The following is a 14,654-nucleotide window of genomic DNA, read 5'->3' on the forward strand; positions in this document are numbered from 1 at the left end:
CTTCTTATAAGACATTTTTATCAAAGAGTGATCTGCCTAGATACTGCGCATTGGCGATGTCTTTTTGGATAGCAAGCAAGCGATTATACTTGCTCATTCTTTCACTCCTAGCAGTCGAGCCTGTTTTAATCTCGCCTGTATTAAGCGCGATAGCAAAATCCGCGATAAAGTGATCTTCACTCTCTCCGCTTCGGTGGCTCATAATGCACTTATAACCGTATCTTTGGGCAAGGCGCACGGTTTGCATTGTCTCACTCACGGTGCCGATTTGATTGGGTTTAATCAAAATCGCATTGGCGATGTTGCCCTTAATCCCTTGGGCTAAAATCTCGTGATTGGTTACAAACAAATCATCGCCCACAAGCTGGATTCTATCTCCTAGTTTTTGAGTAAGCAGCTTCCAGCCCTCCCAATCATCTTCACTTAGCCCGTCTTCGATAGAGACGATGGGGTATTTCGCACAAAGCTTCTCGTAATATCCCACAAGCTCACTAGAATCCAGTTTTCTCCCCTCGCCTTTTAGGTGGTAGATTCCAGCCTCATCGACAAGCTCGCTGCTCGCTACATCAAGTGCGATAGCGATTTGCTCGCCACTCTTATAGCCTGCTGCTTCAATCGCGCGCAAAATCACTTCAATAGGCTCTTCATTGTTTGTGAGATTTGGCGCGAAGCCCCCCTCATCGCCGATACTTGTGATATGCCCAGATTTGTGTAGAATCTGCTTTAAATGCTGATACACCTCCGCACTCGCACGCAAAGCCTCATCAAAGGTATCAAAGCCTAGAGGCATAATCATATATTCTTGGAAATCCACCGTGTTATCCGCGTGGCTACCGCCGTTAATGATATTAAGCATTGGCACAGGGAGCGTGATCGCATTGCTCCCACCTAGATAGCGATAGAGAGGGATATTTAGGCTTTTTGCCGCCGCTCTTGCCACTGCCATAGAGACACCAAGCGCAGCATTTGCACCGATATTTGCATAATTATGCGTGCCATCAATATCTTTCAAAATCCCATCAATTAGCCCTTGATCAAAAGGACTAGAGCCGATGAGCGCGTCTGAAATAGTGGTATCGACATTTTCGCACGCCTTTAGCACACCCTTACCCAAAAATCGCTTTTTATCCCCATCACGCAGCTCTAGAGCCTCTCTCTTACCCGTGCTAGCCCCACTTGGCACAATGGCACTAGCACTTGTGCCATCGCTTAGAAAGACACTTGCGCAAATGGTTGGATTCCCCCTAGAATCTAGCACTTCTTGGGCATAAATATTATCGATGTAAATCATTGAAGCTCCTTTAGGTGGTGTTAGTTGGATTCTGGCTCATCTGGAAGCGGGAGGATCTCTTCACTCGTGCCGATTTGCTCTTTGATCTTTTGGGTGATTTCTTGGGCTAGGGCGGTGTTTTCTCTAAGCATAAGTTTGGCATTTTCCCTGCCTTGCCCTAGCTTTTGGTCCTTATAGCTTAGCCACGCACCGCTTTTATCGATGAGATCAAGCTTCACGCCATAGTCGATGATCTCGCCCTCTTTGCTAATCCCCTCGCCAAACATAATGTCAAACTCCGCTTCTCTAAATGGCGGGGCGACTTTGTTTTTCACCACTTTTGCTTTGACGCGGTTGCCGATATGCTGCTCATTTTGCTTAAGAGATGCTATGCGGCGTATGTCGATCCTCACACTTGCATAAAACTTCAGCGCATTCCCACCTGTGGTGGTCTCTGGGCTGCCATAGCCCATCATACCGATTTTCATACGGATTTGATTGATAAATATTAGCGTGGTATTCATCTTGTGCAATGCGCCTGTAATTTTGCGCAAAGCGTGGCTCATAAGGCGTGCTTGCAAGCCCACATGCTGATCGCCCATATCGCCATCGATCTCTGCCTTTGGCGTGAGAGCTGCCACAGAGTCGATGACGACCAAATCCACCGCCCCACTTCTCGTAAGTGTCTCTAAAATCTCTAACGCCTGCTCGCCATTATCTGGCTGGGAGACAAGGAGATTTTCTGTATCGACCCCAAGCTTTTTTGCATAATACACATCAAGCGCGTGCTCGGCATCGATAAAGGCAGCGATTCCGCCATTTTTCTGGCACTCTGCGACAATTTGTAGTGAAAGGGTCGTTTTCCCGCTGGATTCTGGACCATAGATTTCAATAATGCGCCCCTTTGGCACACCCCCAATCCCCAGAGCCATATCAAGCCCAAGCGAGCCTGTCGCGATAGAATCCACCTTTTCCACCTGCTTATCCCCAAGCCGCACAAGCGCACCTTTGCCAAAGGCTTTATCAATCTGCTTTAACGCTAGATCGATCGCCTTTTTTTTATTCTCGTCCATCGCCATAACAATCCCTTACGAAGTATTTATCTATCGGTATTTGACCAAGTGCAAGGCTGGATTATAAGCTAGTTTTTATCAAACTTTCCTTAATGCTTCTTGAAGCATTTTAGGCTACTTTGCGCACTATATATCGCATATAGATTTCACTCTTTGTAGCTTAAGCACCCTTGTGCTACAATCACTGCCAAACACAGCAACCGAGCTAGAATCCACTTTTAGGACTTAAGAATGATCGATCGGCGTGTGCTAATCCACTTTGACATACTGCTTCCTATCCTTATCATTCCCATTGTGCTGCTCTCATATCTACTCATCGGCGAGGCAAGCCCTAGCCAAAATCTCCGCCAAAGCATTTATATCCTCATCGGGCTTTGCGCGTTTGTTGTGGCGTTTTTTATCCCGATACGACAGCTTAATAAATCCATAGTGATTTTTTATTGGATTTGTATCGTGCTGCTGATTTTGGTGTATATCATCGGCACAAAGCAGCTAGGGGCGCAAAGGTGGATTACCATAGGGGCTTTTTCTATCCAGCCAAGTGAGCCGGTCAAAATCGCTATCATCTTGCTTCTAGGACTCCATATCCACAACAACCCTCCGCCACCGCAGGGCTATGGGCTAAAGCAGTTTGCTATCCTTAGTGGCTATATCTTGCTCCCTTTTGTGCTGATCCTAAAGCAGCCTGATCTAGGCACTGCGCTTGTGGTGCTGTTTGTGGGATTTGGGACATTATTCTTAATCGGGGTAAATTACAAAATCTGGACAGCTATCATCATCACCACCCTTGTCGCCTCGCCGCTCATCTATGGCTCACTCAAAAACTATCAAAAAAAGCGTATCCACGACTTCATCGCGGAAAAGCCTAGCTACCATGTCCAGCAAAGTATCATCACCATAGGCTCTGGCGGCTTATTTGGCAAAAAGAAAGAAGACTCCACGCAAACCCAGCTCAAGTTTCTCCCCATTGCTACAAGTGATTTTGTGTTTGCGTATTTTTCGGAGCGGTATGGGCTTGTCGGGGGTGTCGTGCTACTTGGGCTATATATTTTTCTCACCCTGCATATCTTGTCTTTTTCTCTCATCGATCCTAAAGACTATCGCCTACGCGTGATGGCTTGCTCTGTGGCATTGCTGTTGTTTTTCTATGTGGCGGTAAATATCAGTATGACTATCGGGCTTGCCCCTGTTGTGGGGATACCTCTGCCGCTTTTTAGCTATGGTGGAAGTAGCTTTATCACTTTTATGATATTTTTTGGGCTACTAGAAAACTTGCTTGCCTTTAGGTTTAATTTCAGTTATAATGCCAATCCTTTCAAGGCGATCTTACGCTCCCCTAAATACAGACGATAATCACGGATCTTTAGCTCAGCTGGTCAGAGCACTCGGCTCATAACCGATTGGTCGTAGGTTCAAGTCCTACAAGATCCACCATTCTTAATTTATCTTAGCGATTTTACTTAGTGAAGGATCTTTATGCGCACACTTCTTCTTATGCGTGGGCTTCCAGCCAGCGGCAAAAGCTCTTGGCTACGCGAGCATAATCTCCACCCCTACGCGCTAAGTCCAGATTGCTTGCGGCTTATGGCAAGTGCGCCGATTATGCTACCTACGCCAAACACCCTCCACGCTAGCCCCACGCAAAAAGTGGATTCTAGCTATATAATCAATCAGGCAAACGACAAGCGCGTATGGAAAATGCTCTTTGAGCTTTTAGAGCTAAGAATGGCTAGGGGAGACTTCACTATAATCGATGCCACACATACAAGCTTGCAAGCCTTGCGTGCGTATGAGAGCCTAGCCCAGAGCTATCGCTACCGCATTTTTGTGCTAGATTTTAGCGATGTGAGCCTAGAGATAGTCAAAAAGCGCAATTATGCAAGAAGCCTGACAGCTAGCCACAAAGCCGTGCCAGAATCTATCCTAGAATCTATGGCAAAAAGACTGCAAGACTCCTCTGCCCTTCCCTCGCGCTACACACTGCTAAAGCCAGAATCCGCTTTTGAGCATTTGTGCCTAAAGCCCATTGATTTAAACGCCTATACCGCTATCCACCACATAGGCGATATACACGGCTGCATTGAAAGTGTCATAGAATACTTGCTATATAGCTTTATCCTAGAAGCACGCACCCCACCCTATCGCACAAAGCAGCAAGCACTAGATGCCTTGCGCCAAAGCAACTTCGCCAAAGAAATCTGCCTACAACTCTTCCACCCCACTTCCTACTATATATTCCTAGGAGATTATATCGATAGGGGCGTGGGTAGCGGAGAGGTCGTGGCTCTGCTGCTAGCGATTATGGAAGAGCGCAATATCTGCCTACTTGAAGGCAATCACGAGCGATGGCTGCAAAAATGGGGCAAAGAGGAGCTAGGGGATAATGAATTTAGCACCTTTAGTGTGAAAGATTTAGAGCAAGCAGGACTTAGCCCCAAAGATACGCACCGCCTTTATGCCAGACTACGGCAATGCGCTTACTATACCTTTGATAATAAACAAGTGCTATGCACGCACGGAGGCTTACCCACCTTGCCGGAAAATCTCTTGTTCATTGGCACAAGGCAGCTTATCTATGGCAGTGGAGATTATGAAGATATGCAAAGCTGTGCGCGAAATTTTGCCAAAACGACAGACTCTAGCACTTATCAAGTCTTTGGTCATCGCAATAGAGAAAAGCACGGCGTGCGTGTCTATGAGCGCAGCTTCGCCCTAGAAGGAGGCGTGGAGTTTGGGGGGTGCTTGCGTGCGTGTATCTTGCGCCACTCTAGGCTACCTGTATCACTGCATACCAAAGCCCCAGCAAAGCACAATCTACAATCCGCGCTTAGCGGGGATCTACTAGGGCTTGTGCTAGGAGATTTTTGCGAAATTTACTTACAAAATAGCAAAGACTCTGCCCTAGCACACCGCCTAAATGCTAGGCACAATGCTAGGAAAATCCACAGCCTTGTAGAAAAGCTACGCAAAAGCCCCCTAATCAAAGAAAAAAGCTTTGGTCCCATCTCAAGCTTTAATTTCACAAAAGAAGTCTTTTATCACAAAAAGTGGAGCACGCTCACTTGCAAGGCACGCGGACTCTTTATCGACACGCACGCCTATAAAATCGTAGCGCGAAGCTATGATAAATTCTTCAACCTCTATGAGAGAGAAGAATCCTCGCTAGAATCTTTGCAAGAGCATCTCTCCTACCCTGTGCAAGTCTATATCAAAGAAAATGGCTTCCTAGGCATAATGAGTGGTGTTAGTGCTTATTGCCTAGAATCCACTTTTGCAAACGCGGATTCTATGAATTGCCACGCCACTGCTAGCACAATGTCTCGCAATGACAGCAAAAAAGTGGATTCTAGCAACGCCCAGAATCCACACGAGCAGGCAAAGGACTCTAAGATTTCTAAAGAAACTGCGCCTTGCTTTTGCGATGAGCAAACAAGCAAAGCGGTGCAAGGCGGGGGCACGCAAGCAGGTCTCTTTAGAGAAGCTCAATCCTCCAACGCAACGCCAGAAAGCAAGCTCTTCATCACTTCAAAATCCGATGCCCTAAGCCCCTATGCCACAATTATGCGCGAGCTTATTGATAGCCACCTAGCTCACCACGCACGCACGATCCAAAGCACCAAAGAGTCCCTAGAATCCACTCTTGCCACCTATCTAAAAGACCAGAATCTAAGCTTAGTGTTTGAGATAATAGAGCCTAGCAAAGACCCCCATATCATCGCTTATAGCACGCCGCAAGTCATCTTGCTTGATGCCATCTACAACACCCCAAATCTTGCCAAGCTACCTTATGATGAGCTCTGCGCACTAGGGGCTAGATTTGGCTTTAAGGTTAAAGAGCAAGTAGGCAGTATCGCGTGCTGGGAGGAGTTTATGGAGTTTTTGCGCAAGCACGATCAACTGCCTAGCGATGAGTCGCCACACGCAAAAGATTCTAGGCTTTTGGGCAGTGGGGCTAGGGAAGATGGCTTTATTGAGGGCTTTGTGCTAGAAGATAGCGCAGGCTTTATGCTTAAAATCAAGCTCCCATATTATCAAGGCTGGAAGCACTTGCGCAATCTCCTAGAATCCCCTAGCGCAAAATCGCGCCACAATCTTATCGCCAAGCTCAAAAGCCCACTTGCACAAGAGTTTGCCAAATGGCTAGAATCCACCTCCACAGAGCAATCGCTCATCGCCTTGCGAGAGCAGTTTCTCAAAGCACGCAAATCATCTCACTAGATCCGCCCCGCTAGAATCCACAATCATTACTGCTAGCTAGATCTAGCTAGGCTTTGCACTTTAGAGCTATGATTTTTTCAGCATTCTTCTTAGCGAGACATAAAACTTCATCCACTCATCAAGCGGCATAAGCGGGTGTCCGCCCCACTTGGTGTGTGGGGGGAGATTTTTCCCCACAGCCCCACGCCCAGCTATCTGCACAAAATCGCCAATGTGTATATGCCCTCCTGTGCCTGCTTGTCCGCCCATTATCACATTGCGCCCTGTGGTGGTAGAGCCAGCAAGCCCCACCTGTGAGACAAGCAAGGAGTTCTCGCCGATTATGCAGTTATGCCCGATTTGCACGAGATTATCGATTTTGCTACCGCGCTTAATCATCGTTACCCCAAATACTGCGCGATCAATGGTAACGCTCGCGCCGATCTCTACATCATCGCCGATTTCTACAATGCCATTATGCTCGATCTTGCAATGCTCCCCAGAATCTGTATGCGCATAGCCAAAGCCATCGCTGCCGATCACGCTGCCTGCGTGGATATTGACACGATCGCCGATAATGCTCTGGCGATAGATGACAACATTAGGATAGATTTTGCAATCATCGCCGATATGCACGCCATCACTTAGGACAACACCGGGCATTATGCAAGTCCTAGCACCGATATGCACGCCATCGCCGATATGCACACCCTGCATAATCTGCGCACTTGGGTGGATATGCGCACTTTGGGAGTCTGTGGGCTTGCTTGGGTCATAGAGTGTGGGCTCTAAAGGATTGGCAAACTCACTTATAGCAAAGCATTGGGAGAGCTTGGCGAAAGCTAGATGTGGATTTGGGACAAAAAGGGCTTGGATATGAGGTGGGAAAAGCTCTTTATGCGCGAGATAATCGCGCTCACGCACTAGCACCGCGCCCACTTGTGAGCTAGATAGCAAGGCAAAATACTTAGGCTGATCAATATAGCTTATATCCTCACTTCCGCCTTGCTCTAGGGGCGTTAGAGAGGCTATGGGGAAATCCCTTGTGATAGGATTTGTGATCCCAAGCATATCAATGATTGAAGAAAGATATATCGGCTCCATACTACTCCTTTACACTACGCAAGCACACTTTGCGTGATAGCATAAAAGCTTTTTGCATCTAATGATGCGCTGCCTACTAGCACGCCATTGACATTGGGGATTGATAGGATCTCTTTGGCATTGCTAGCATTCACACTGCCGCCGTATAAAAGTGGATTCTGGACTAGGGTGCGTAAAAATGCGTGTGTTTGGGCGATTTCTTGCACACTAGCACTTCTACCCGTGCCAATCGCCCAGATAGGCTCATACGCCACGCTTACGCGAGTGGATTCTACATCTATGCCTGCAAACTGCGCTTGCAAATACTCTTGCACCGCTTTTTCTCCCTGCTTGCGCACACTCAAAGGCTCGCCCACACAATACACGATAAAAAATCCAAGCCTAGCGAAAAACGCAAACTTCTCTGCGATGAACTCTTGGGACTCATTAAGCAAAACACGCCGCTCACTATGCCCGATAAGTATCGTGCGCACCCCCATAGACTCCAGAGCTTGCACGCCGATCTCCCCTGTGAAAGCCCCGCTATACGCTGGATAGGCGTTTTGCACGCCGATCTCCCCAAAAGGCGCGAAGTCTTTAGAAGCTTGAAGGCTTAGAGCCTGTGGGAAAAACACTAGCTCATTCTCACGCAAAAACTCCTGCGAGAATCCTAGTGCGCCTAAGGTGGTGAAATACTCCTGCACAGAGTGCGCGGTGTGGTTGCATTTAAAATTTGCCATAAACTGCATACAAAGCCTTTGAAATCCTAGAATGTAGCTCTGCATTATACTTAAAACTTCCATAATTAAAGTGGCGCGATAGGTTTTGCTTGTATAATCACGACTTTGGAGACAATAATGGCAAAAGATAGAATATTTCAAAGCAAAAAAGAGCAGAAATTCACATTCAACGATGAAGTTGCAAGCGTGTTTGATGATATGCTTGCTCGATCGATCCCCTACTACAAAGACACGCAACAGCTGTGTATCGACTTTTTATCCACCTTCGCTAGGCAGGGCAGGATCTATGATCTAGGCTGCTCCACGGGCAACACCCTACTAGCCCTAAGAGAGCAAGTAAGCGGCGAGCTAATAGGGCTAGATAGCTCTCAAGCGATGATTGATCAAGCCACGCGCAAGGCAAACGCCTATAATGCGGATATTTGCTTTATGTGTGCGGATATTATGGACTTCCCTTACGAAAATGCGCAAGGACTCATTGCCAATTACACCTTGCAGTTTATCCGCCCACCTCTGCGTGCCAAACTGCTTGCTAGGCTCTATAATGCCCTAGAATCCAGCGGCGTGCTGATCCTTAGTGAAAAGACCATAAGCCATAGTCCGCACCTAGATGCGCAAATGATCTCCTACTATCATCAATACAAAGCCCGCAATGGCTACACCAAAAGCGAGATCGCCGCTAAAAGAGAAGCCCTAGAAAATGTGCTTGTGCCATATAGCTTAGAAGAAAATCTTGCCCTGCTCAAAGATGCGGGGTTTGCTAGCGTGGAAGTGCTATTTAAGTGGGTCAATTTTGCGACATTTATCGCAGTCAAATAACGCGCAAGTGCTAAGGCACAACACGCCAAACCCCCTAGGATCCACTTTTTCACACAATGCGCCTTGTCTGTCATTGCGAGCCGACTTGTCGGCGTGGCAATCCATACAAAAAACCGCCAAGCCCCCTAGGATCCACTTTTGACAAGGATTCAGCTTGCGGGCTAGATCGTGGTTTTCACTTGCAAGCTTTTGCACGCCACTCTAGCCCCAAAGCCAAAACGCCTTAGGGCTTTTTAGGGTCGATTAGCTCACTTACTTGCAAATAATACTTCCCCACACGCCCCAAATGCGGCGGCAAAAACCGCAGATCCTCTCTATAAATCACATCATCAATAAAGCAGCCCTTTGCCTCTAGAAACACGCTAGTATCACTCCCGCCAAAGCTCTTTGTCTCTACCAAATCACAAAAATACGCCACCTTCACGCCTTGGGCGATTGGGGGGTATTGTGTATGCACAGCTTGCAGGCTAATATCAAAGGCACTTGCCTCACTTCTCTCATAAGGCAGCTCTTGGGAGCTAGACTCTAGTAGCGGGAGGAAATCCACCATCACAAGATTGATCGTAGCCTTTTTTGTAGCTAGGAGATTGCGCAAGGTGTCCTTCTGCTCGCCATTAGATTTTGTGCCCATACACAGACTAAAAATCACAGGATTAGAGCTTACCACGCTAAAAAAGCTAAAAGGCGCGAGATTTAGCGTGGCATTGTGGCTAATGGTGCTAATCCACGCGATCGGGCGCGGGGTTATGGTGTTGCTAAGGATACGATATTTGGTCAAAGCCCCTTGTGTAGCAAAATCAAGTAGCATAAATTCTCCTTATTTACTAAGCTTTGGCTTATGCAGTATCGCTAAAGCCGCTTCTATCACCATCTCTGGGCGCAAGTCTTTCATACATTTATGATGTCCCAAAGGACATACGCGCTTTTTGCACGGCGCACAAGGGAGATTGAGATTGAGCAAGGCACAATCTCGCGCACGCCACGGCGCAGTCTCGAGCATATTTGTAGGACCAAAGATTGCTACCATAGGCACGCCTAATGCCGCTGCTATATGCATAGAGCCGCTATCGTTGGTGATGAAGAGATCTAGGGCTTGGAGGGCTTGGAGGAGGGTGGGGATAGTTGTTTGCCCGCAAGCGTTGATTATTTTGGGCGTTTTGGGCGTTGGCTTTTCTAAAGAAACCTGCGAGCTCACGCTCGCACCGCTTCGCTTGTTTTGCGCGCTTTTGCGGGAGTCTGCGCGGTGGGCTTGCTCATTACCGCTAAGGTAAATCCCTTCGCCCACCGCTCGCCGCGCGCAACCCACAAAACGAAGTTTCTTTAGAAAATCATCGCAAAATCCTGCCGCCTGCGAGTCGCTATCAAACACACTTTGGGCGTTTTTCCTAGAATCCACTTTTGGCGTTTTGTTAGCATTATTTTCAAAAGTGGATTCTAGGGGTTGGGCTTGTTCTGTAATGCCGCTGCGGGATTCTAGGATTTCTAAAGAAACTGCGCCTTGCTTGTTTTCTAAAGAAGCTACGCTTTGCGATGAGAAAGTAGGGTTTTTACTAAAGAAACCTGCTTCGGCTTCGCCTTGCACCGCTTCGCTTGTTTTCAAGCCGCGCAAGGAGATAAGACTTAGGTGTCTATCGAGCGGCGATGAAATCCACGATTTATCGCGCAAAGCTGAATCCCCCAAGATGAAGTCTATTTCCTTAATAATCCACTCCGCTAGCTGCCTATCTGCCTCCACTCCATAGATCACCACCTCCGCCCCCATAGCCGCAAAATACGCCCCCACGCACGCATAATGCTCCTTATCCCAGCACTTCGCACTGCCATAGGCTGCGCCCGGATTTAGCCCTATGCGTAGGTGTTTGCGAGACTTACTAGAATCTAGTGGCTTTGTGTGAAGTTTGAGTGGGGGGATGTGGGTGGTGCTTTCCCCAAAATCCTCATTTTGTTTGGGCGATTCAGCTTGCGGGCTAGAATCGCTTTGACATTGTTGGTGTTCCTTTAGAGAAATCCTACCGCCTGCGGCGTGGTTATCAAACACACTTTGGGCGTTTTTCCTAGAATCCACTTTTTTATTTTCGGCTTCTTTTTCTGTCATTGCGAGCGGTGCTTGCACCGCGTGGCAATCCATTTTCTGCGATTTCTCAAAAGTGGATTCTAGGGGTTGGGCTTGTTCTGTAATGCCGCTGCGGGATTCTAGGATTTGCGATGAGAAATTGGGGTTTTTCAAGCCGCGCAAGGAGATAAGACTCGAGTGTCTATCGACACAGCGCGGCGAAGAAATCCCCGATTTATCGCGCAAAGCCGAATCCCCACCAAGTAAAGCCAAATCTATCAGCCGCACATAACTCTCCACCTGATGAATCCCCCCAACTCTCCCAAGCTTATGAGTCAAAAACACATTCCCAAGTCCCCGTTTATAGCCCACTCGCACCCTAGCTCCAGCGGCAAAGAGTAGCAATGCGCTATAAAAGTGATTGGTAAGGGTTATGCCTATGTCAATCCCCCCATCACACTCTAGCCTAGCTCTAATCGCACGCCCTAGCTGCCAAGTGGCTTTAAGGCGGTTTTTTGCCTGCTTGGTGGAGTCCTCAAAGCAGGCATATATGCGAGAATCCGCGCTAAAAAGCTCCAAAATACTCTTAGGCGCGATGAGACAAAGCCTAGCGGTAGGAAGCTGCGTAAAGAGCATTTCTATACAAGGTGTGCTCATCACGCCATCACCTAGCCAATTTGGCAGGCGCATAATGATAATAGGGCTTGTGGGCTTTATGGGGTCTCCTTTGTGGTGTGTGCTAGTGCCTAGCTAAATGATAATTTTAGCAACTTTGTTGTAATATCGCGCCTTTAGATTTTGGCTTGGAGGAGTTATGGCAGATCTTGTAGTCCCCCGCACACTAAGTGGCTTCCGCGATAGGCTTCCTAAAGAAGCAATGGCAAAGGAAAAGCTCCTGCAAAAGCTCTCTAGTGTCTTTGAGAGCTTTGGCTTTGCCCCCATAGAAACACCGCATTTAGAGTATGCAGATATTTTGGTCAAACACGGCAGCGATGAGATACAAAAAGAGCTCTATCGCTTCAAAGATCACGGCGGGCGCGATGTGGTGCTGCGCTTTGATCAAACTGTGCCACTAGCGCGCTTCATCTCGCAGTATAGAAATGAGCTTGATCTGCCATTCAAACGCTTTGCTATTGGCAATGTCTTCCGCGGAGAGAGAGCGCAAAGAGGCAGATATAGGGAATTTACGCAATGTGATTTTGACTTTATCGGGAGTGATTCTATCGGCTGTGATGCGGAGATTATCCAAGTCATCTACGCCTCTCTAGCCACGCTTAATATCGATGAATTTACCATTTGGGTCAATCACCGCAGCATTTTAAATGGGATTTGCAAGCACTTTGCTATCACAGAGATTGAAGGCTTTTTGCGCAGCATTGATAAGCTTGAGAAAATCGGCAGAGATGGCGTGGCAAAAGAGCTAGAAGCCTTTGTGGATTCTCATAAAATCGATGAGATACTAGGCATTATCACAATGCGCCAAACCATCGCTGTTGATGAGTTTTTAGACTCGGTGGGGTATATGAAAGCGTGGAATGATGAGCTAAAAAAGGGGCTAGAAGATCTTGAAGAGATGTTTTCTATCCTAAAGCACCTTGAAATGGACACATCAAAATGCCGCGTGGATTTCTCTATCGCTAGAGGGCTTGGCTACTATACGGGCATCGTGTATGAGACGACACTCAATCGGCTCAAAAATATCGGCAGTGTCTGCTCTGGCGGGCGATATGACAATCTCACAAAGTCCTTTTCTAAAGAATCTTTAAGCGGCGTTGGGGCGAGCATTGGGCTAGATAGATTGCTAGCGGCATTAGAGGAGCTAGGATTGCTACAAGGCAGAAGCACAAGTGCTCGCGCACTCATTGCTTGTATGGATAGCTCTTATCTAGGCTTTGCCCATAAAATCGCAGAATCCTTGCGCCGTAGTGGGATCTACACAGAAGTCTATCCCCAAGCCCAGAAGCTTAAAAAGCAGCTTGCCTATGCTAACAACAAAGGGCACGAATACTGCCTAATCATCGGCGAAAATGAATTTCTAAGCCATACTTTCACGCTAAAAAATATGACCACAGGTATGCAGCTAGAATCGCTAAGCTTTCTCCGCGCACTAGAGATTATGAAAGAATGAAAGCCACCATATTAGGACAAGCTCTGCATAAAAGTGGATTCTACTACTTGGTGCGCTTTGTGGGGGTAGCGAGCCTAGCAGCATATATCAGTGCTTGTGCGGTGAAAAATGACGATACTCCTATGGGCTTGCAGCCCCAAGACTTGCGACTAGATAGTAAAAAGATTTTTCTCACCACAACGCAAGCGTGCGTGCCGCATTTGCAGCCCCAAGCTCTGCTAAGCTTTGTGGGTGATAATGTGCTAGGAGATTATAAAGGCAGCTCTGGGGCGACCTTTAATGCCAAGTTTGAAGAAGTGGGCGGCGATCTGGGGTATTTCTCTTTGGGTGTGCGTGAAGTTTTGCAAGCTGATGATCTAAGCATTGGCAATATGGAGGGCGTGCTTAGTGATAAGCCTTTGAAAAATGCCTTTGATAAGCCCTTTTCCTTTAAAGGGGCTTCACACTATGCCAAAATCCTTACCACCGCAGGCTTTGAAGCGATGAATATCGCTAATAATCACTCGCGTGATTATGGCAAGCAAGGCTTTGAAGATACGATTACGCATTTACGCGCACAACATCTTGCGGTCTTTGGGGAGGGGATTGTGCATATCTATGAAGTCAATGGCATAAAAATTGGGCTAGCTGGGCATAGAGGCTGGAATCTAGGCATTAAACCCCAAGTGGCAAAAGAGATCAAAGCCCTAAGAGACCAAGGCGCGGAGCTTGTGATTTTCACCTTCCACTGGGGGGAGGAGCGGCAGCACTATCCCAACGCCGCGCAAAGAGAGCTAGCGCATTTTACTATTGACTCTGGGGCGGATATGGTGATAGGACATCACCCCCATGTCTTACAAGGCGTAGAGACATACAAGGGCAAAAAAATCGTGTATAGCCTAGGGAATTTCATCTATGGAGGGGCAAAAAATCCCGCTGATAAAGATAGTATGATCTATCAAACGCGCTTTATAAGGCTAGATTCTGCGCGTAAAAGGCGTGAGTTTATAGAGGACTTGCGCTTTGATGCGTGTGCGCAAGAAGCCTACTTGGAAAAGCCATTTATCAAAGGTGTGGAGCGAGTCGATGAGCTAGGGGATTTCGTGCTAGTGCATAGCGTAATCCCTGTAAGCATTAGCTCCACACCAAGCTATAATGACTACTCTCCTAGGATCTATGCCAATGACTCTAAAGGCTTTGATAGGGTCTTGCGCCGCCTAGAATCCTACTCTGTGCTACCCACCAAAAAGACTCCCCAAAAGACAAAAAGACAAAAACCTCGCCGCTAAACACTAAGTGATATGCGCCTAGA

The 14,654-nt window shown here is 47.4% G+C and carries 11 protein-coding genes, 1 tRNA gene and 1 pseudogene; 7 read left to right on the forward strand and 6 right to left on the reverse strand.

Going from position 1 to position 14,654, the window contains the following annotated elements; genetic code table 11:
• Positions 1–4 precede the first annotated feature (4 nt).
• Together eno and recA are read right to left on the reverse strand one after the other, a co-directional pair.
• Positions 5–1,291 (reverse strand): phosphopyruvate hydratase, encoded by a 1,287-nt coding sequence (gene eno / locus DX060_RS01810; RefSeq protein ID WP_115010883.1) that lies wholly within the window; start codon positions 1,289–1,291, stop codon positions 5–7.
• Positions 1,292–1,311: 20 nt separating this feature from the next.
• Positions 1,312–2,349, reverse strand: coding sequence for a recombinase RecA (gene recA / locus DX060_RS01815; protein WP_115010884.1), 1,038 nt, complete (start codon positions 2,347–2,349; stop codon positions 1,312–1,314).
• A gap of 225 nt (positions 2,350–2,574) precedes the next feature.
• Between recA and DX060_RS01820 the strand changes: the two are divergent.
• From DX060_RS01820 to DX060_RS01830, 3 genes and pseudogenes are all read left to right on the forward strand, one after another.
• Positions 2,575–3,739 (forward strand): annotated as a pseudogene (locus DX060_RS01820) (FtsW/RodA/SpoVE family cell cycle protein).
• Positions 3,701–3,777: transfer RNA gene (locus tag DX060_RS01825), tRNA-Ile, on the forward strand. The pseudogene DX060_RS01820 and the gene DX060_RS01825 overlap by 39 nt, the downstream one beginning before the upstream one ends.
• Before the next feature lie 42 nt (positions 3,778–3,819).
• Positions 3,820–6,561 carry an RNA ligase gene (locus tag DX060_RS01830; protein ID WP_115010886.1) on the forward strand — a complete coding sequence of 914 codons (2,742 nt, stop codon included), beginning with the start codon at positions 3,820–3,822 and terminating at the stop codon, positions 6,559–6,561.
• Positions 6,562–6,627: 66 nt separating this feature from the next.
• Here DX060_RS01830 and lpxD read toward each other — a convergent pair whose 3' ends face one another.
• Both lpxD and DX060_RS01840 read right to left on the reverse strand, forming a co-directional pair.
• The gene (gene lpxD, locus DX060_RS01835; protein ID WP_115010887.1) at positions 6,628–7,644 is read right to left on the reverse strand and encodes a UDP-3-O-(3-hydroxymyristoyl)glucosamine N-acyltransferase; all 1,017 of its coding nucleotides are present in this window, start codon (positions 7,642–7,644) and stop codon (positions 6,628–6,630) included.
• A 14-nt stretch (positions 7,645–7,658) separates the two neighbouring features.
• Positions 7,659–8,372: a triose-phosphate isomerase gene (locus tag DX060_RS01840; RefSeq protein ID WP_115010888.1), complete on the reverse strand. Its 714-nt coding sequence runs from the start codon at positions 8,370–8,372 to the stop codon at positions 7,659–7,661.
• Positions 8,373–8,480: 108 nt separating this feature from the next.
• Here DX060_RS01840 and cmoA point away from each other — a divergent pair, with 108 nt between their 5' ends.
• Complete coding sequence (gene cmoA / locus DX060_RS01845; protein ID WP_115010889.1) at positions 8,481–9,182, forward strand: carboxy-S-adenosyl-L-methionine synthase CmoA; 702 nt, start codon at positions 8,481–8,483, stop codon at positions 9,180–9,182.
• Positions 9,157–9,324, forward strand: coding sequence for a hypothetical protein (locus DX060_RS11105; RefSeq protein ID WP_181814130.1), 168 nt, complete (start codon positions 9,157–9,159; stop codon positions 9,322–9,324). Before cmoA ends, DX060_RS11105 begins: the two co-directional genes overlap by 26 nt.
• 81 nt (positions 9,325–9,405) lie before the next feature.
• On the opposite strand, the gene DX060_RS01850 is transcribed toward DX060_RS11105, so the two are convergent.
• On the reverse strand, positions 9,406–9,990 hold the full coding sequence (locus DX060_RS01850) for a flavin reductase family protein (protein WP_115010890.1): 585 nt from the start codon (positions 9,988–9,990) through the stop codon (positions 9,406–9,408).
• Between the two features lie 9 nt (positions 9,991–9,999).
• The gene (locus DX060_RS01855; RefSeq protein ID WP_258552304.1) at positions 10,000–11,892 is read right to left on the reverse strand and encodes a glycosyltransferase family 9 protein; all 1,893 of its coding nucleotides are present in this window, start codon (positions 11,890–11,892) and stop codon (positions 10,000–10,002) included.
• A 157-nt stretch (positions 11,893–12,049) separates the two neighbouring features.
• Between DX060_RS01855 and hisS the strand changes: the two genes are divergently transcribed.
• Together hisS and DX060_RS01865 are read left to right on the forward strand one after the other, a co-directional pair.
• Positions 12,050–13,363, forward strand: coding sequence for a histidine--tRNA ligase (gene hisS / locus DX060_RS01860; protein ID WP_115010892.1), 1,314 nt, complete (start codon positions 12,050–12,052; stop codon positions 13,361–13,363).
• Positions 13,360–14,631 carry a CapA family protein gene (locus tag DX060_RS01865; protein WP_115010893.1) on the forward strand — a complete coding sequence of 424 codons (1,272 nt, stop codon included), beginning with the start codon at positions 13,360–13,362 and terminating at the stop codon, positions 14,629–14,631. The genes hisS and DX060_RS01865 overlap by 4 nt, the downstream gene beginning before the upstream one ends.
• Positions 14,632–14,654: the final 23 nt, after the last annotated feature.

The organism is Helicobacter canis, from assembly GCF_900451095.1.
Lineage (GTDB): Bacteria > Campylobacterota > Campylobacteria > Campylobacterales > Helicobacteraceae > Helicobacter_B > Helicobacter_B zhangjianzhongii.

Coding starts and splice junctions, on each gene's coding strand:
- cmoA (WP_115010889.1), top strand. CDS start 8,481: ATGGCAAAAGATAGAATATTTCAAAGCAAAAAAGAGCAGAAATTCACA.
- DX060_RS01850 (WP_115010890.1), bottom strand. CDS start 9,990: ATGCTACTTGATTTTGCTACACAAGGGGCTTTGACCAAATATCGTATC.
- recA (WP_115010884.1), bottom strand. CDS start 2,349: ATGGCGATGGACGAGAATAAAAAAAAGGCGATCGATCTAGCGTTAAAG.
- eno (WP_115010883.1), bottom strand. CDS start 1,291: ATGATTTACATCGATAATATTTATGCCCAAGAAGTGCTAGATTCTAGG.
- lpxD (WP_115010887.1), bottom strand. CDS start 7,644: ATGGAGCCGATATATCTTTCTTCAATCATTGATATGCTTGGGATCACA.
- hisS (WP_115010892.1), top strand. CDS start 12,050: ATGGCAGATCTTGTAGTCCCCCGCACACTAAGTGGCTTCCGCGATAGG.
- DX060_RS01865 (WP_115010893.1), top strand. CDS start 13,360: ATGAAAGCCACCATATTAGGACAAGCTCTGCATAAAAGTGGATTCTAC.
- DX060_RS01855 (WP_258552304.1), bottom strand. CDS start 11,892: ATGAGCACACCTTGTATAGAAATGCTCTTTACGCAGCTTCCTACCGCT.
- DX060_RS01840 (WP_115010888.1), bottom strand. CDS start 8,372: ATGCAGTTTATGGCAAATTTTAAATGCAACCACACCGCGCACTCTGTG.
- DX060_RS01830 (WP_115010886.1), top strand. CDS start 3,820: ATGCGCACACTTCTTCTTATGCGTGGGCTTCCAGCCAGCGGCAAAAGC.